Below are 18313 nucleotides of genomic sequence, written 5' to 3'. Positions count from 1 at the left end.
TCAGAAGAGGAAGAAGGGGGCGGTCGGGCTACCCGGCGGGGCGTCGGCTCCTGCCGGCCCGACCCCCTGGACCTGCTCCCGCAGGACCTGGGTGAGCGGCGGCCCGGCCCAGGTCACCCGGTTCGCCTCGTACATCACCGGGCTGCGGGTGAACGGGGCGACCGGGTTGTCCGGGTAGGTGGCCAGGTGGGTGACCTTGGCGCCGAGGTCGGTCCGGAGCGCCACCTCGGCGCCGGCCCCGTCCACGCTGACCTCGAAGACCGCCGGCTGTGCCTGGGCACCGGCCAGGACCAGCCGGGACTCCCCGGCCCAGTCCACCGCGGTGAGCGCGGTCAGCGAGGTGGGCACCTGCCGGGTCGGCCCGACGGTGACCCCGCCGCCGTCCACGCTCGCCGCCGCCACGTACAACCGGCCGCCGGCGACCAGCGCGATCCGGTACCCGTCCAGCGCGGCGGCGACCGCGGTGACCGGGCCGGGCACGATCAACGGCACCGGGGTGAGGTGGGCGTTGGTGTCGAAGCGGTGGAGTCTGCCGTCGGCGACCACCAGCCCGTGCGCGCCCCGGACGTTCGGCGTCTTCAGCCAGACCGGCCGGCCGATCGAGGCGTAGGTCGCGGCGCTGCGGGCGGCGACCCGTACCGGAGCCACCCCGCTGCCCACCGCGAGCCGCTGACGCCGGCCGTCGGTCACCACCAGCGCGGCGAGGATCTGCTCACCGGCCCGGCTGAGCCCGGCGGAGACGACGGCGCGGTTGTCCGCCGGGGCGACCGGTTCGGTGCCGCTGACCTCGCCGAGGAACGCCAGCGGGCGCACCACCCCCTCGTACACGCAGAACCGCTGGGGGTCCTGCCGGAGCTGGTACACGGGATGGGTGAGCCGGTGCTCGGCGGCGCTCGGGATCTTCCGGCGGGTCTGGTTGCGGACCTTCAACTCCAGCGGACCGTCGACGTCCGGCAGCGACCAGGCGAGTTGGGTGACGAGCCGGTCGAGCTTCTCCCCGTCCTCGCCCGACATCGCGATGTCGATCTCCCACCGACCGTCGGTCTCGGTGGCGTTGTTGATCAGTTGAGCGCCGTCGGGCAGCCGGGTGACGGTCGGGGTCAGCCACTCCGAGGGGCCGTCGGTGAGCCAGCCGACCGCCTCGGTGACCCGACGCTCCCTGGGCACCGCGAGGGGGAGGTACCGCTGGTCCGGGACGAGCCGGGTCTGGTCGGAGTTCCAGAAGTAGACCGTGGAGGGCTGGTAGTACTCGCGGAGCGCCTCGTCGCTGAGGAGCAGCGTGCTCGGCGGGTCCACGACGTAGTAGCCGGCGTCGTCGTCGCCGGACCCGGCCGGTGCGGCGGCCCGCAGGTCGAACTGGTACTGGGTCTCGGTCGCCACCGGGGGCGCGAGCGTGCCGTTGGCCCGCAGCAGCCCGACCTGCTGCACGGTGACCCGGACCGAGAAGGTGGCCTCCTCGCCGGTGGTGCCCTGCGGGTTCACCGTGGTCACCGGGTCGTCGAGCAGCCGGACCACGTTCACCGCGAAGTCGCTGCCCTGCTTCGCCTGGAGCCGGTTGCGGTCCTCCGGGGCGATGAACTGCAACACCCGGTCGTACGCCCGGTTCGGCTCGCCGGCCGGGGCGGCGAGGAGGTTACGGATGAACGCGGCGGAGTCGCTGCCGCTGGCACCGCGCGGTGGTGGCTCCGGATTGCGACCGTTGACCGATCCGGCCGCCCCGACCGGTCCTGGGCCGTCCACCCGTACCTCCGAGAACCGCGGGATGCCGCAGCCGGTCAGGCCGGGCGCCAGCAGCACCCCGGTCAGCAGGGCCGCCACCACCCGCCGGTTCACGGGCGGACCTCGACCCGCTCACCGTCGCCCGCCGGGCCGATCGCCAGCGCCCCGCCGGGACCGGGGCCGATGGCCAGCAGCTCCCCGTCGCGCGGGCCGCCGAAGGGCAGCGCCACGTCGGCGGGCACCAGCCGCAGCGGCGAGGTGGTCAACCGGTCCCCGGCGCGGGCGGGCAGGGTCAGCCGGAACTGCGCCCCCTGCCCCGGCGCCCCCCACGCCTCCAGCCAACCGCCGTGCAGCCGGGCGTCCTCCAGGCTGATCGAGAGACCGAGGCCGGTCCCCCCGGTCTGCCGGGCGCGGGACGGGTCGGCCCGCCAGAACCGGTTGAACACCAGCTTCTCCTCCCCCGGCTTCAGCCCCACCCCGTGATCGCGCACGGTCACCGCCACGGCGGTCTCGTCCACGCCGAGGGTGATCCGGACCGGCCGCCCCTCGCCGTGCTCGACCGCGTTGCCGACCAGGTTGCGCAGCACCCGCTCCACCCGGCGCGGATCCACCTCGGCGATCACCGGGCTGGTCGGGACGTCCAGCTCCAGCGGCACACCGACCCGCTCGGCGAGGCTGCCGAGCCGGTCGGCCACCCGCTGCACCACCGGCACCAGGTCGGTCGGCTCGGCGTCGAGCATCGCGAACCCGGCGTCGAACCGGCTGATCTCCAGCAGGTCGGTGAGGAGTTCCTCGAAGCGGTCCAGCTCGGCCTGGAGCAGTTCGGCGCTGCGGGCCACCGCCGGGTCGAAGTCGTCCCGCTCCGCGAAGATCAGGTCCGCCGCCATCCGGACCGTGGTCAACGGGGTCCGCAGTTCGTGCGAGACGTCGGAGGTGAACCGGCGCTGGATCCGGGACATCTCCTCCAGCCGGAGGATCTGCCGCTGGAGGTTGGTCGCCATCTGGTTGAACGAGGCGGCGAGCAGGGCGAGGTCGTCCTCGCCGTTGACGGTCATCCGCTGGTCGAGCAGACCGGCGGAGAGGCGCTGGGCGGTCCGGGCCGCCGCCCGGACCGGGCTGACCACCAGCCGGGTCACCAGGGCCGCCAGCAGCCCGAGCAGGAGCACCAGCGCCACCCCGGTGGCGACCACGGTGGCCCGTGCGTCGCCGGCCGTCTCGGCCTGCCGGGTCAGCGGTACGAAGTAGTACAGCTCGACCTGACCGAAGCGGGTCGGCACGGGGGAGCCGTACACCAGGTAGGTGGCCCGTTCGCCGGTGAGTTGCCCGGTGCGGATCTGGTGGGCGACCTGGCCGTCGGCGACCGCGGCCCGCAGCTCCGGGCTGACCAGGGGCCGGACGTCCACGTCCAGCGAGGTGCGCGACTGGAGCACGCCGGAGTGCTGGTCGGCGGTGATGGCGACCACCACCCCACCGGTCTGGGTCGGGTCGCCCCCACCGGCGAGGTAGTTGACCGTGCCGTCCAGGGTCTCCTGGAGCTTCGCCTCCTGCGGCTGGCTGAACACCCGGAACTGCTTCTCGGAGTACTCCCGCCCGCTCGTCAGCCGCATCAGCACGTCGGTCTGCGCGTTCTCCAGCAGGATGCCGGTGATCTTGTCGGCGACGAGGTACGCGAACCCGCCGACCAGCAGGCTGGAGGCGACGAGGGTGATGGTCACCACACGCACCTGGAGGGACCGCCGCCAGGTCTGCCGTACCCCGGCGGTCAGCCGACCGGACCACCCGACGAGGGCGTGCCAGAAGGCCCACACGGCGGGGAACCGGTGGGACGGCGGGGCCGGATCGGCGAAGGTCGGGGAGTCACGCACAGTGGTCCCCAGGCTATCCCGTACCCGCCTTGTAGCCCACGCCCCGCACCGTCAGGATGATCTCCGGCCGCTCCGGGTCGGGCTCGATCTTGGCGCGGAGGCGCTGCACGTGCACGTTCACCAGCCGGGTGTCCGCCGCGTGCCGGTACCCCCAGACCTGCTCGAGCAGCACCTCACGGGTGAACACCTGGCGCGGCTTGCGGGCCAGCGCGACCAGCAGGTCGAACTCCAGCGGGGTGAGCTTGACCTCCTCGCCGTTGCGGCTGACCGTGTGCGCCGGCACGTCGATGGTGATCTGGTTGTCCGGCGGGCCGATGGTCAGCATCTCCGGCGCGGCGTCCTCGCCCCGGCGCAGCCGGGCCCGCATCCGGGCCACCAGTTCCTTGGGCTTGAACGGCTTGACCACGTAGTCGTCCGCGCCGGACTCCAGCCCGAGTACGACGTCGACGGTGTCGCTCTTGGCCGTCAGCATGACGATCGGCACGCCCGACTCGCCCCGGATCGCACGGGCCACGTCGATCCCGCTCATCCCGGGCAGCATCAGGTCGAGCAAAACGATGTCGGGCCGGTTCTCCCGGAAGGCGGCCAGTGCGCGCTCCCCGTCGGCGACGAAGGAGGGTTGGAACCCCTCGTTGCGCAGCACGATGCCGAGCATCTCGGCCAGCGCAGGGTCGTCGTCGACCACCAGTACCCGTGCTCTCATGGGGTTAATATTCCATCCCCGTTCGTCATCGTGGGATCGGTGTCCTCGGCGCGATGTCCGCGCCGGCAAGCTTGCCACAGAAAACCCGCGATGAGCAGGGCCCGCCACCCCTGGACGTTGGTGCCGGGATCCACACCGGTGTGGCCGGTGCGACAGGAGGGACCGGCATGCGTGTCTTCGGCCCGTGGCTGGCCGTACTGGCCGTCGTGCTGCTGCTCAGCGCTTTGCGGTTGCGCGCGCTCGCGGCGGCGGTGTCGGTGGGCTGGCTGGTGTGGTGCGTCTGGACCTGGATCCGGGCGGCACTGCGGCGCGGCGGCGGCTGAGCCGGCGGGCGGATACGCCGGACCGGGCCGACGGTGTCCCGCCGGCCCGGTCGCGTCGGTGCTCAGTAGCGGTAGTGATCCGGCTTGAACGGGCCCTCCGGGGAGATGCCGAGGTACGCGGCCTGCTCCTTGGTGAGGGTGCTCAGCTTCGCGCCCAGGGCGTCCAGGTGCAGCCGGGCGACCTTCTCGTCGAGGTGCTTCGGCAGGACGTAGACGCCGACCGGGTACTGGTCGGTCTTGGTGTACAGCTCGATCTGCGCGATGGTCTGGTTGGCGAACGAGTTCGACATGACGAAGCTCGGGTGCCCGGTGGCGTTGCCCAGGTTCAGCAGCCGGCCCTCGGAGAGCACGATGATCGCCCGACCGTTGTCGAACTGCCAGAGGTCGACCTGCGGCTTGATGTTGACGCGGGTGACGTCCGACCGCCGGGCCAGACCGGCCATGTCGATCTCGTTGTCGAAGTGGCCGATGTTGCCGACGATGGCCTGGTGCTTCATCCGGGCCATGTGCTCGTTGGTGATCACGTCGAAGCAGCCGGTGGCGGTGATGAAGATGTCGGCCTGCTCCACCACGTCCTCGAGGGTGGCGACCTGGTAGCCGTCCATCGCCGCCTGGAGGGCGCAGATCGGGTCGACCTCGGTCACCACGACCCGGGCCCCCTGACCGCGCAGCGACTCGGCGCAGCCCTTGCCCACGTCGCCGTAACCGAGCACGACCGCCATCTTGCCGCCGATCAGCACGTCGGTGGCCCGGTTGATGCCGTCGATCAGCGAGTGCCGGCAGCCGTACTTGTTGTCGAACTTGCTCTTGGTCACCGAGTCGTTCACGTTGATCGCCGGGAAGAGGAGCTTGCCCTCCCGGTGCATCTCGTAGAGGCGGTGCACGCCGGTGGTGGTCTCCTCGGTCACCCCCTTGATGGCGGCGGCGATCCGGGTCCAGCGCTGGTTGTCGGTGGCCAGCGAGCGGTGCAGCACGTCCAGGATGACCGCGAACTCCTCCGAGTCGGCGGACTCCACCGGCGGCACCACCCCGGCCTTCTCGAACTCGACACCCTTGTGCACGAGGAGGGTGGCGTCACCGCCGTCGTCGAGGATCATGTTCGGCCCCTGGCCGTCGGGCCAGGCGAGCACCTGCTCGGTGCACCACCAGTACTCCTCAAGGGTCTCGCCCTTCCAGGCGTAGACCGGGAGACCGGCCGGGGCCTCCGGGGTGCCCTCCGGGCCGACCACGATGGCCGCCGCGGCGTGGTCCTGGGTGGAGAAGATGTTGCACGACGCCCAGCGCACGTCCGCGCCCAGCGCGACCAGGGTCTCGATCAGCACCGCCGTCTGGATCGTCATGTGCAGCGAACCGGTGATCCGCGCGCCGCGCAGTGGTTGTGCCTCGGCGAACTCGCGACGGATCGCCATCAGGCCGGGCATCTCGTGCTCGGCGAGCCGGATCTCCTTGCGCCCGAACTCGGCGAGCGACAGATCCGCCACCTTGAAGTCGCCCTCGGCAACGGTGCGCGGCCGAGCCTCGGACGGCGCACTGCTCGACGCCGGGAGGGTGCTGGTCATGAGAGCTCCTGTCGGAACGAGATTCTTGGGCGGCTATCCACCTTACGCGAGACAGCGCGCGGGGCGGTCGAGCACAGACGGAGAATCCGTCCAGCATCGGCCGCCCCGCGCATCCCCCCGGTTTGGTTCCCCGCCCGCCTCTCGGACCTGCGTCGCGATAACGGTGCGTACTCACAGGTTCACATCACAAGACGGACACGTCAAGCATTTCTGGAATATCCGGCTTGCGTGTTGAGCCAAGAATCTCCTTTAAGCCCGAAATTCCCAATTCGCCGTGCGGAGTGGCGTCAGCGCAGGCCAGCAGCGGCGACGAAGGCGTCCCCGGGGCCCTCGACCACCAGTGGGCCGGCTCCGGCCGTGCCGATCGCCGCCTCACCGCACCGCAGGGTCACCCTGCCCGCGTCGTCGCCCACGGTGACGGTCCCCGCCACGCAGAGGGCCACCCGGGGGCCCGGCACCGGCAGTGGCACCGCTGCGGATCCCGCGCTCCCGGCAAACCGGTAGAGCACGAAGTCGTCGACCGGTACCGGCCAGGTCACCAGACCCGGTACGACCGGCCGGGCGGACACCACCGGATCGTCGAGGACGTCGAACCGGAGGATCCGCAGCAACTCCACCGGATCGACGTGCTTGGGGGTCAGCCCGCAGCGCAGCACGTTGTCGCTGGCCGCCATCAGCTCCACGCCGGTGCCCCGCAGGTAGGCGTGGAGGTTGCCGGCCGGCATCCAGATGGCCTCGCCGGGCGCCAGCCGCACGCGGTGCAGCAGCACCGCCACCAGGACGCCGGGATCCTCCGGGTAGCGGGCGGCCAGGTCGCGGACCAGCGCCGCGTCCGGGCCGGTGACCGGTGCCGCCACCACCGCGCCGACCAGCCCGGCGCGCTCCGCCGCCGGCCACTCCAGCAGCAGCCGGACCGCCTCCCGCAGGCCCGACGCGCCGTCGTCGAGGGCGGCCAGCACCGGCGCCAACGCCGGCACGCCGAACCCGGCGAGCGCCGCTGCCGAGACGGTCGGGTCACGGAACCCGCAGAGCGCCTCGAACGGCGTGAGCGCCACCAGCAGTTCCGGCTTGTGGTGCGGGTCGACGTAGTTGCGGTGCCCGTCACCCCGGCTGCGGTCGGCGGCGTACCCGATGCGGGCCTGCTCGGCGTCCGGATGGACCTGGAGGCTCAGCGGCGCCTCGGCGGCCAGCACCTTGAGCAGGAAGGGCAGCCGGGGGCCGAACCGGTCCAGCACCTGAGCGCCGAGCCAGTGGCCGGGATCGGCGGCGAGCAGGTCGAGCAGGCTCACCCGCGTGCCGTCCCGGTCCACCCTCGCCGGGGCGCCCGGGTGGGCGCCCAGCCACAGTTCCGCCTCCGGCCCGTCGCTGGGCACCGGACGCCCCTGGAGCGCGGCGAGGGCCGACCGGGACCCCCATGCGTAGTCCCGGATCGGCCCGTACAGCTGCTCCATGGTCAGTGCCCGGGCTGCCCGCCGGCCGTCCCCGTGCCGGATGTCGCCGCGCCGTCGCCGTCCGCCGCCGTTCGCGCCGTGGCCTCGCCGGTCGCCGCGGCGGTGTGCGCCGCGCCGTCGCCGGCCGCCGCCGCGGCGTCGTCACCGCGCGCCCGCGCCGCCGAGTAGATGTCCGGTTCGAGGTAGATCACCCGGGCGACGGGCACCGCCGCCCGGATCCGGCCCTCCACGGCGTTGATACCGTCGGCCAGCTCGGCGGCGGTCTCCCAGGCCGGCACGCCGATCTTCGCGGCCACCAGCAGCTCCTCCGGGCCGAGGTAGAGGGTCTTCATGTGGATGATCCGCTCCACCTCGGAACCCTCGGTGATGGCGCGCTCGATCCGGGCCACGTCGTCGGCCTCGGCGCCCTCACCGAGCAGCAGGCTCTTGGTCTCGATCGCCAGGATGACCGCGATGGTGACCAGCAGCACGCCGATCGCCGCGGTGCCGGCGGCGTCCCACTCGCCGTTGCCGGTGATCAGGGTCATCCCGACACCGATCAGGGCGAGCACCAGACCGACCAGCGCGCCGAGGTCCTCCAGGAGCACCACCGGCAGCTCCGGGGCCTTGGCCCGGCGGACGAACTGCACCCAGGAGGCCTTGCCCCGGACGTGGTTGGACTCCACGATCGCGGTCCGGAAGGAGAACGTCTCCATCACGATCGCCACCACCAGCACGGCCACCGGCACCCACTGCCACTTGTCGATCGGGTGCGGGTCGTGCCACTTGTGGTACGCCTCGTAGAGCGCGAAGAGACCACCGACGCTGAACAGCACGATCGACACGATGAACGCATAGACGTAGCGCTCCCGGCCGTACCCGAAGGGGTGTTGCGGGGTGGCCCGCCGCCGGGCCCGGCGACCGCCGAGCAGCAGCAGCCCCTGGTTGCCGGAGTCGGCGACCGAGTGGATCGACTCGGCCAGCATCGACGACGAGCCGGTCAGCAGGAACGCGACGAACTTGGTGACGGCGATGCCGGCGTTGGCCAGCAGCGCGGCCACGATCGCCTTGGTGCCGCCACTGGCGCTCATGCCGTCGCTCCGTGCGGTGTGTGGTGCGGCACGGGTGTGCCGAGCCGGGGGGTCGACTCGTTCACGGGTTGGCCAGCTCCTTCATCTCTGAGACGGCGGGTACCGCCATCGGGTCCAGACCGTGTGCCATCGCGAGGTAGATCGAGGCGAAGTCCGGGACGGCCACCAGGGAGGCGAGCCGCTCCAGGGCGGAACCCCCCTCGGCGGTCACCACGTCGCAGCGCACGCCGCGCCGCTCGGCGAGGGTCTGCACCGCGTCGGCCCGGCGCTCCTCGACCGCGAGCGGCTCGTCGGAGTCGTCGTCGGCGTTGAGCCCGCCGTCGCGCAGCAGCACCACCCGCAGCCGGGTGCCGTCGGCGGTGTCGTCGGAGTCGGCGAAGATGTCCCGCGCCGACTCGACCAGCCCACCGAAGACCCCGTCGAGCAGGCCCACCCGACCCCGACCCGCCTCACCGAGCGCCCCGGCCACCACCGGGTAGCGGGCGTTCGCCGAGAGCGTGTCACCGAAACGGCGGGCCGCCACGGTGGCCAGCGGCGACGAGCCCCAGACGATCGGGATCGAGCCGGCCAGCCCGAGCGCCAGCGACTTCGCCGGGTTGACGAACGACTCGGCGGTCGGACGGCACCGGTCGGCGTCGGCGTCGAGCCGGGCGGCCGTCTCGGCCAGGTCGGCCTCGTTCACCTTCACCAGGCCGAGCGTACGGGCGGCGAGCAGGACCGGCACGGTGAGCGCCCAGAGGCTGGCCCGGGCCGGGGCCCGACGCGGCACCGGGATGAACGGGGCACGGGCCCGTTCGGCCACCGACTGAAGTTGGGAGTCCGGTGCGCCGACGGCGACCAGCCGGGCCCCCCGGCGGTGGGCGGCCTCGGCCGCGCCGAGCGCCTCCGGGCTGCGGCCCGAGGCGCTGACCGCGATCACCACGTCCGCCGCGCCGACCCAGCCGGGCACCCCGGCGCTGCGGTGCGGGATCACCGGCACCGGGCAGCGCGGCCCGGCGACCGTGGCCAGCACGTCCCCGGTACGCCCGGCGGTGCCGATGCCCGCGATCACCACCGCCCGTGGTCGTCCCTCGTCGGCGAGGAGCTGGAGGTTCGCCTCGGCGGCCAGCGCCGCCGTCTCGCGGACCTGTGCCCCGGCGGAGGCGATGTGCCGGAGCATGCCGCCCGGGTCCTTCTCGGCGAGCGCGTCCGGGTTGTCCAGCAACGCCTCGTCGGCCTCGCGGTGGCCGCTGACTCCGGCCGTACCCTCGATCACGACGGCCGCCCCGGGCGGGCCTCGTCCAGCAGCAGCACGGGCACGTCGTCCCGTACCTCGAAGATCCGGTGGCACTCGGTGCAGGTCAGCGTCTGTGCCTGCGGGTCGTAGTCGAGCGGGGCGTGGTGCGTGTCCGGACAGGCGAGGATCTCCAGCAACTGCGGATCCAGGGCCACGGCGCGGCTCCTTCCACGTATGTGGTTTCACCGGTCGGTCCCGCCGACCGGCGCACGCGATCTTATCGGCGAACCCGGTCGAGCACCTCGTCACGGAGTGCGGCCATCCGTTCGCGGGTGGGCGCCTCGACGTTGAGCCGCAACAGCGGTTCGGTGTTGGAGGCACGCAGGTTGAACCAGGAGCCGTCGGGGAAACGCAGGGTCAGCCCGTCCATCGTGTCCACCTCGGCCGCCGGGTACGCGGCCCGCACCTCGGCCACCTTGGCGGCCTGGTCGGCGACCGTCGAGTTGATCTCCCCGGAGGCGACGTAGCGCTCGTAGGCGGCGGCCAGCTCGGAGAGGGGACGCTGCTGCTCACCGAGGGCGGCCAGCAGGTGCATGGCGGCGAGCATGCCGGTGTCGGCGAACCAGAAGTCCCGGAAGTAGTAATGGGCGGAGTGCTCGCCGCCGAAGACCGCGTTGGTCCGGGCCATCTCCGCCTTGATGAAGGAGTGGCCGACCCGCGCCACCACCGGGTTGCCGCCGTGTTCCCGAACGATCTCGGGCACCGCGCGGGAGGTGATCAGACCGTGGATGATCGTCGAGCCGGGGTGTTTGGCCAGCTCACGGGCGGCCACCAGCGCGGTGATCGCGGACGGGGAGATCGGCTCGCCCCGCTCGTCGACGGCGAAGCAGCGGTCGGCGTCGCCGTCGAAGGCCAACCCGACGTCGGCGGAGTGGGCGACGACCGCGCGCTGGAGGTCGACCAGGTTCGCCGGGTCCAGCGGGTTCGCCTCGTGGTTCGGGAAGCTGCCGTCCAGCTCGAAGTAGAGCGGCACGATCTCCAGCGGCAGGGCCGGCAGGACGGCGTCGCCGAGCACGCTGGGCACGGTGTGGCCGCCCATCCCGTTGCCGGCGTCGACCACCACCTTCAGCGGCCGGATGCCGGAGAGGTCCACCAGGCCGCGCAGGTGGGCGGCGTACTCCGGACGCAGGTCGCGCTGGGCGGCCGACGCGGCCGGCTGCCCCGCCGGGGCGGACTCCCCCTTGTCCAACAGGGCCTGGGCCCGGTCCCGGATCTCGGCCAGGCCGGTGTCCTGCCCGATCGGCCGCGCACCGGCCCGGCACATCTTGATGCCGTTGTACCGGGCGGGGTTGTGGCTGGCGGTGAACATCGCCCCGGGCAGGCCCAGCGCGCCGGAGGCGTAGTACAGCATGTCGGTGGAGGCGAGACCGATCTCGACCACCGAGCGGCCCTCGGCACGCACGCCGGCGGCGAAGGCAGCGGCCAGACCGGGCGAGGAGGCCCGCATGTCGTACCCCACCACCACCTGCTCGCCGGGCTCACCGGTGGTGTTCAGCAGGTGGGTGAAGGCGGCACCGAGGGCCTCGGCGGCCCGTTCGTCCCACTGGTCCGGCACCGTCCCTCGGACGTCGTACGCCTTCACGATCTGGGACAGATCAGACACCGAATTCGCTCCCTCGCCCACGGTTCGTCAACGCCACTGAGCGTATCGGAGGGTGCGGCGGCTACTCGGGTAGGCGAGGCATGATGGCCGTCGAGTCACCACCGCCGGCAACCTCCGGAGGGGGAAACGTGCCAGGTTGTCCGGATCCCGCCGGATACACCCGGCCGGCCGGCCCGTACGTCTGTCCCGACGGCGACGCCGGACGGGCCGGGCCCGGAGGCGTCGCCGGATGCACCCCACCCGACAGCGGCTGGTCAGCGCCCCGGGGCGAGCCCGGGTAGACCGTGCCCCGCGTCGGGCCGGCCGCCCGACCGCCCGGCGGGACCGGGTGACCGGCCGGATCGTCGACGTGCCCGGCGCCCGGCACCGGCCCGCCGCCGTAGCCGGTACCGGCCGCCGACGCCGCGCCGGGCTGGCCTCCCGAGCGGTAGGTGGTGCCACCCGGACTGCCCGGCAACGGCGGTACCGGCGTGGAGGTCGCCGCACCCCCACCCCGCCGATCCGCACCCGAACGACGGAACAACAGCACGATCAGACCGAGCCCGAGCACCACCAGGGCCACGCCGACCACCATCACCGGAGAGAGCCCGCCACCCGACCCGCTCTCGTCGGCGGCCTGGCCACCACCCCCGGCCACGGCGGCGAGCGTCGACTCCAGCGCCGGGCCCTCGGTGGGCGGTCCGGTCTCCACCGGGCTCGGCGTCGGGCTCGGAGTTTTCGTCGGCGTCGGGCTCGGGCTCGCGTCCCGGCCCGCCCGGACCTTGGACGTGTCCGCGCCACGGCCGATCGTCTGGCCGCCCGCGGTGGTCGCCTCCCCCGCCACGGTCAGCTTGCCGTCGGGCGCGCCGGGCAGGAAGGTCACCCGGTACCGCACGGTGATGGCCTTGCCCTTGCAGAGGGTCGGGTTGGCCGGGGACGTCCGCCCGCTGGCCAGCACGTCGCCACCGGAGACCGGCACCGGCCACCACTGGCCGCCGGCGGACACCTGCACCTCGACCTGGTCGGCCCGTACCCCCTCCAGCCGCAGCCGCAGCCCGGTCCGGAGCAGGACACACCCTTCGCTGCGCTTGCGCACCTCGACCGCGACCGAGCCGGCCGAACCACCGGCGGTGAAGCTGCTGGAGGCACGCACCTTCACCGAGTCGTCGTCGGCCAGCGCGGGTGTCGCCCCCACGACCACCGCGACGCCCAGCAGCGCGCCGACCACCGCCAGGCGCGCCGCGCTCCGACGTACCGTCATGATCACCTCGCCGTTCCTCCCCGGTTGGGGTCCGGCCGACAGGCTACTACCGGAGACTGACCAGCCTGCGGCGTCGAGAACGACCATGACTCCGTCCCGCTTCCCCGGGCCGACCCGGCGATCCGTCAGGTGCGGTGTGCCGGGTGCGGGTGCGGGGCGAGTGCGGGGCGAGTGCGGGTGCGGGTGCGGGGCGGGTGCGGGTACGGGGGCGAGTGCGCCAGTCGGACGTCCAGCCGGCCGTCGCGGGCCGGATCACGCGGCGTGCCGGGGGCGGGCGTGACCGCCGGATCGTCAGGTCCGACCGGCGAGCGCCGCCCGGCAGAGCCGGTCCGCCGTACGGGTGGTCTCCGGCAGGCGGTAGCGCGGGGCGAGCGCGAGCACCCGTTCGCAGGCGTCCGCCAGCCCCATCCGGTGCCCGACGGAGACGAAGACCGGCTTCACCCCGTCCTGGGTACGCAGCACGCGGCCCACGGTCTCCGTACCGTCCACCAGCGGCGACCAGTCACCCCGCCGCTCGCCGGGCGGATCCCAGGTGCCCACCAGCGGGGTCTTCCCCACCCCGATCGCCGGCAGCCCGGTGACCACGCCGAGATGGCAGGCGAGCCCGAACCGCCGGGGGTGCGCCAACCCGTGCCCGTCGCAGACCAGCAGATCCGGCCGGTCCGTGAGCCGGTCCAGCGCGTCCAGCAGCGCCGGCAACTCCCGGAAGGCGAACAGGCCGGGCACGTAGTCGAACGCCGGCCGGCCAACGGCCACCGCCGAGTCGACGACCCGCAACGTCCGCGCGTCCAACACGGTGACGGCCGCCGCGAGCCGGTCACCGTCCTCGGCGTAGGCGACGTCCAGGCCGGCCACCGTCGCGGGCGCGGTGGGACCGGGCCCGACCAGGTCGACCAACGGCCGCAACCGATCCTGTACGCCCAGCGCCTCCGCCACCGTCACCGGCCACTCGGCACGCCTGCCCTGAAACTCCGTGTTCTCCGCTTCCCACGGTCCCGCAGGCTCCTCGTCTGTGGAGGCGGCCATTGCCTCGGGCGACGTGTTCAGGTCAGAGTCAGGGCCATATCCACGGCTCGACCGAGCAGTACCAGGGCAACGGTGTTGATCTTCATTCACTCAGCCGACCCTAGCGTCGTCGCCCCTCGAAAGCAGCCTCATGATCTCGGCGTGGGTTCTGCACTGCGCCGGAATACAGCGACTATCTCATCCTCTGTGGGGAGTTCCACTCCACCGGTCAGGGATGGCACGACACGATCGACCGTCGCTCGGTCCGCCTCCTCGTAGCGATCCAGGTTCCGAGGGTCGTCGAGGAAGCGCGCCACTGCGGCGGGAGCGAAGAACCATCGGCGTTGCCGGTGGTTCCACATGAGGGCGTGCCCGCTGCCAGGGTCCACCGCGAAGACTCCAGCGGGCTCGACGCGTTCAGCGTTCCCGTAGACCACGTAGTACGTCAACATCGTCACTCTCCATCCGGGGCATCAAATCTCCTGCAATGGGGAAGTCGCTGCGGGTGAGCCCTTTAGATGCCACCACCTCCCTGAAATCGAGTCCATCGGCGCGCAGTTGACGCCGATACTCAGTCCAGACGGCCCGGTTACGGGAGATCCACTTTGCGAAACTTGCATCCTTCGGCGGAAAGCGTCGGAAAAGCTCCTGCGGAACAGCCTGCGGCATTCCCTGCGCACGATTCAACGCCAACATATCAAGGAACGCGTACACCCGTTCTTTTGCCGGTTCAGCAGCACGCCGAAGCACCTCATACGCATGGTGGGTGGCGAGCCAGGCACGCCGCGAGGCCTCCGTATGCAGTTGCAACTCGAAGAGCTGGCCAGAGGGGGAGCGAATCGTGCAGTTAAACCCGTAGAAGCGATTCCCGGCCCGCCAGAAGTTCTTGCAGTCGTCGTCGGCGACAGAGCAACCAAGGCGGCTCAGCTCCCCGAGAACGAGAGCGACAGCGTCGGTATACAAGCCGCCGGCCGGCAGGACAAATGAGAACCGCAGTACGTCATTCACCTCTCGCACGAAGTCGTCGATCGACGCACCCACGATCGCCGACTCGTCGTGGAACTTTCGGGCCAGCGAGTTCAGGGTCTTCAGCCGGTGTTGACGGTCCCGGAGTTCGATCGGATGACTGACGTCCAGCGTTCGCGTCGCCCTGCCCGCCACGTCAGCAAGAATAAGCTCCACCTCATCGGCTGCGGCTGCCGCCTGCCCGTGGAGAACCACCAGAGCCTGCCACTCCTCCTCGCTCAGGGTTGCACTGGGGTCACCGCCTACATCTCCCACGCCATCCATTGCTGACGGGCCTGTCGTCCTGTCACGCGGATCCGCACCGGAAGGCGGAACCGACTTCCCCGGAGGCTCAGGCGCTCGCCCGGCTCTCGGGTGCGGTTTTTTAACAGGTACAGAGGGCCGCCCGGTCGAGCCCCGCTGCTCGCTGTAGTCGCCCACCTCGCGGCCCGGCAGCGGCAGTGGCTTGCCGTCCGGGCCGACCACGAGCGCTTCCAGGCTGGCGACATTCCCCGTATGCGCCACGCCTCGGTGGAAGTACGGCGGCCGGTCCGACACGGTGCCGATCTGCGGGTCGAGGTACAGCACCGTGCCGTTCTGGTTCAGGGCCACCCACGCGTGCGCCCCACCGCCCTCCCAGGTGTTCACCAGGAAGGCGAAGCTGCCGTGGCCGCCGGTGAGAAGTTGTCGGTGCAGGTCGGCGTACCCCTGCATGACCTGCTGGCGCGCGACGGCCGGCGAAAGGCCCTCGGTCGACGGGGTCACCCGCTGGTAGACGCCTCCGGTGGCCCGCTCCACCCGGCCGGGGCCGCCCCACTCACCGTCGATCGGCCGGTTGACGTTCCCCTCGAAGTAGCCGTCGAAGGTACGCGGCGCAGAAACCCGGGGACGGCCGTGCACCCACGTCTCGTAGAGGGACAGGGTGCAGTCAAGGCAGTTGATGCCCCGGGTCGCGTCGGCGCTCGGCCCGCCGTCGTTGACCAGCGAGAACCACCGACCTCGTCGAGGATCGGCTGTCCGGATCACCCTGCCGTCGGACTTGCGCGGCATCTGCTGTTCCAGGTCGGTCTGGTGCAGCGCCAGTGGCGGGCGCAGTCCGCCACGTTCTCCGTACGGCCGGTCCTGGTCGATCGACGGCGGCACGTCCTTGCCGGTGAGGGCGGACCGGGTGCCGGTGTCGACCCCGCCTTCCGCCAGTCCCGCCACATCGTCGTTGATCCGGCGGAAGTCCGCGTAGTCGTCGACGAACGTGACATCCGGCAGAACCGAGCCCTCCCGCACCTCCTCGGCCAGGTCCGTCTGCCGGTGGCCGAGACGTTCCTCTTCACGGCCGCGCGCGAGGAGTTGGTCGGACAGGTCCCGTTTCCCAGCGCGGTGCAGCTCGTGAGCCTGCGCGGTGAACCAGCGCGCGTTCCCGTAGTGTGCATCCGCCTCACTGCGAAGCTCCCGTACGAGATCGTCCCGTCGCCGATCCTCGAACCAGGCGCGCTGGGCTTCGTAGTAGCCGCGGTAGCGACGCCGTTCGAGTTCCTCCCGGTCCGCCTCCCACCTCGTCTCGTACCACTCGCGGCTTCGAAAGGGAGGGTCCGTCGAGTTCTGGGGCGTGGGTTCGGGAGCGACAGGAAGCGGATCTGGCGACTGCGACTGGGACATCTCCGGAGCCAGCGCCTCCAGCTTGGAGAGGTCGACCATGGGAATGTCCGGCTGCTTCCGCCGTTCGCTGCCGGGCGCCGTCGATGCCGGTTCGACGGTGGCGGACGGGTTCGGCCGGGCTGTCGTCATCTTGTTGTCGAGCACCGAGGCCGTGGCCGGCTTGTCCATGGTGACAACGGGCGGGGCGACTCCGGATGTCGCTACCGAGGCCGACGTGACCACAGGTGTGGGGCCCGACACCATGGCGGTGGATGTGCCATTGGGCGTGCCGATTGAGCCCGCTTGGGCTGGGGTCGGTGCGTTGGCGACGGTCGAGGCCGTGGTTGTGGCCAGGCTCGTCGTGCCCGCCGGTTCGAACGCAGGTGCAGTGGCCGGGGTCGCCGCCAACACCGGGTCCACCGAAACGGACGACGGACTCGGCGTCGCGGCGATCGGGACAGGTGTCGGAGGCGGAACGGTGGTCGACAAAGAACTCATGGCGGCGGTCGCCTGGGCGGGACTCGTGTGGGAAACAGCCTCGGTCCGGCGGTCGACCTGTCCGTCGGTTCCGCTGTGCCCGCCCGCCTCGACCGAACCACGGACGTTCGCAGTACCACCCACCTCGGCGGAACCATTCACGCTCCTGGCCGGTGACGACGGCGGATCTGCCGTGACGTCCACTCCGGAGGATATGGGTGCCGCTGCGTTCGTGCCGGCGTCGCCGGTGCCCGACCCGGTTGGCTGGTGAGGGAACGACGACGGAGCGGGATCGGTCGGCGGGATCGACATGGATCGTGGACTGTCGACCAGCACGGGAGGGGACGTGTCGTCCAGAGCGCCCGTGCGTGCGGCGAGCCGCGCCTGGAGTGCCGCGTCGCTCTGACTGACCACCGAGCCGGTGGCTCCGGACGCAGCGGCGCGCGCCGCATCCTCCAGACCTACCAATCCTCCGCCGGTCGCCAGGCTCGCCGCCTGGTCGGCGACGACCTCGCCGCCCATCTCCCGGCCGAGGTTCTCGGCGAACTGCCCACCGCGGCTGCTGGCGTGCTTTCCCAGCCCGGCCAGGGGGGCGGCGGCACCGCCGGCGAGCCCGCCGAGGGCGGAGGTGCCGAGGTCGGTCAGGTCGACACCGTCCCGTCGGCCGGTGGAGTTCTGGTAGCCCTGGATGGCGAGGTTGACGCCGCCCTCCTGGGCGGCCTCCAACAGGCCACCCCGCAGTGCGTTCCGCCCCAGCCCGCGCAGACCGTCCCTGGTGACCTGCTTCGCGGCCCGCTCGGTGGCCTCCTGCATCCCCTTCCTGAGAGTCTTCCGAGCGAGTTGCGCGATCAGCTTCTTGAAGATCTGTTGGACCACGAAACGGGTCGCGGTGATCGCGGCGGCTGCGGCCGGCGACGCGGCACCGGCGGTGAGGACGACCGCCACCGTCATGGCGAGCAGCTCGACCACCAGGATGCCCAGCTCGATCCAGACCTCGAGCTTGGCCCCCTCGATGTCGCAGCCGCACTCCTCGACGAGACGACCGAGGTCGGTACTGACCGAGAGCAGCAACGGCAGCGGCGCCTCATCCCCCTCGGCCACCTTCCGCCAGGCGGTGTCGAAGGCGTCCGCGACTGCTCCCACCGCCCCGTATCCGCTGAGCACCTCACCGGCGGCGGTGACGGCGTCGTCGCGGGGTCCGGCGAGCGCGGCTGCCACGCCGTACCACTCGTCGGCGAGGTCCCAGACCGCCCGCTCGTTCCCCTCCGGCCACTCGACGCCGACGACCCAGTCGAGCGCCTCGTAGACCCAGCCGGGCAGCTGCCAGGGGCAGAAGTCGAGAGGGTGCGGAATCGGACTCGGCAGTACGGTCACACCAGCGCTCC

Annotated in this window: 14 protein-coding genes; 1 reads left to right on the top strand and 13 read right to left on the bottom strand. The window is 71.9% G+C overall.

Translation table 11 applies throughout. The features are described from left to right. From AB0F58_RS22390 to mtrA, 3 genes are all read right to left on the bottom strand, one after another. Entirely contained in the window at positions 1-1833 is a 1833-nt protein-coding gene (locus AB0F58_RS22390) for an LpqB family beta-propeller domain-containing protein (protein WP_357146063.1), read from the bottom strand. After that, a complete protein-coding gene (mtrB, locus tag AB0F58_RS22385; RefSeq protein WP_357146323.1) occupies positions 1830-3527 on the bottom strand; it encodes an MtrAB system histidine kinase MtrB in 1698 nt (565 codons plus the stop codon). The genes AB0F58_RS22390 and mtrB overlap by 4 nt, the downstream gene beginning before the upstream one ends. A gap of 70 nt (positions 3528-3597) precedes the next feature. Continuing rightward, a complete protein-coding gene (gene mtrA, locus AB0F58_RS22380; protein WP_088980532.1) occupies positions 3598-4287 on the bottom strand; it encodes an MtrAB system response regulator MtrA in 690 nt (229 codons plus the stop codon). Positions 4288-4454: 167 nt separating this feature from the next. Here mtrA and AB0F58_RS22375 point away from each other — a divergent pair, with 167 nt between their 5' ends. Continuing rightward, a complete protein-coding gene (locus AB0F58_RS22375) occupies positions 4455-4610 on the top strand; it encodes a hypothetical protein (RefSeq protein ID WP_357146059.1) in 156 nt (51 codons plus the stop codon). Positions 4611-4672: 62 nt separating this feature from the next. Here the strand turns inward: AB0F58_RS22375 and ahcY are convergent, their stop codons facing one another. The 10 genes from ahcY to AB0F58_RS22325 form a co-directional block, all read right to left on the bottom strand. Continuing rightward, positions 4673-6169 (bottom strand): adenosylhomocysteinase, encoded by a 1497-nt coding sequence (ahcY, locus tag AB0F58_RS22370; RefSeq protein WP_357146056.1) that lies wholly within the window; start codon positions 6167-6169, stop codon positions 4673-4675. Between the two features lie 287 nt (positions 6170-6456). Continuing rightward, the gene (manA, locus tag AB0F58_RS22365; RefSeq protein ID WP_357146054.1) at positions 6457-7620 is read right to left on the bottom strand and encodes a mannose-6-phosphate isomerase, class I; all 1164 of its coding nucleotides are present in this window, start codon (positions 7618-7620) and stop codon (positions 6457-6459) included. A gap of 2 nt (positions 7621-7622) precedes the next feature. Further along, positions 7623-8690, bottom strand: a complete 1068-nt coding sequence (locus tag AB0F58_RS22360; protein WP_357146051.1) for a cation diffusion facilitator family transporter — start codon at positions 8688-8690, stop codon at positions 7623-7625. 61 nt (positions 8691-8751) lie between these two features. Next, a complete protein-coding gene (locus AB0F58_RS22355) occupies positions 8752-9945 on the bottom strand; it encodes an SIS domain-containing protein (RefSeq protein WP_357146047.1) in 1194 nt (397 codons plus the stop codon). Next, positions 9942-10121, bottom strand: coding sequence for a Trm112 family protein (locus tag AB0F58_RS22350; protein ID WP_275033856.1), 180 nt, complete (start codon positions 10119-10121; stop codon positions 9942-9944). Before AB0F58_RS22350 ends, AB0F58_RS22355 begins: the two co-directional genes overlap by 4 nt. A 62-nt stretch (positions 10122-10183) precedes the next feature. Continuing rightward, positions 10184-11569: a phosphomannomutase/phosphoglucomutase gene (locus AB0F58_RS22345; protein WP_357146044.1), complete on the bottom strand. Its 1386-nt coding sequence runs from the start codon at positions 11567-11569 to the stop codon at positions 10184-10186. Between the two features lie 61 nt (positions 11570-11630). After that, positions 11631-12809 (bottom strand): hypothetical protein, encoded by a 1179-nt coding sequence (locus AB0F58_RS22340; protein WP_357146042.1) that lies wholly within the window; start codon positions 12807-12809, stop codon positions 11631-11633. 291 nt (positions 12810-13100) lie between these two features. After that, positions 13101-13751 (bottom strand): deoxyribonuclease V, encoded by a 651-nt coding sequence (gene nfi / locus AB0F58_RS22335; RefSeq protein WP_357146040.1) that lies wholly within the window; start codon positions 13749-13751, stop codon positions 13101-13103. A gap of 212 nt (positions 13752-13963) precedes the next feature. Then, positions 13964-14266, bottom strand: a complete 303-nt coding sequence (locus AB0F58_RS22330) for a hypothetical protein (protein ID WP_357146037.1) — start codon at positions 14264-14266, stop codon at positions 13964-13966. After that, positions 14232-18302, bottom strand: coding sequence for a toxin glutamine deamidase domain-containing protein (locus AB0F58_RS22325; protein ID WP_357146034.1), 4071 nt, complete (start codon positions 18300-18302; stop codon positions 14232-14234). Before AB0F58_RS22325 ends, AB0F58_RS22330 begins: the two co-directional genes overlap by 35 nt. Positions 18303-18313 lie beyond the last annotated feature (11 nt).

The sequence above is a fragment of the Micromonospora sp. NPDC023956 genome, from assembly GCF_040639195.1.
Classification (GTDB): Bacteria; Actinomycetota; Actinomycetes; order Mycobacteriales; family Micromonosporaceae; genus Micromonospora.
The sequence above is the reverse complement of the archived record's forward strand: the minus strand, read 5'-3'. Positions and strand labels throughout refer to the sequence as shown.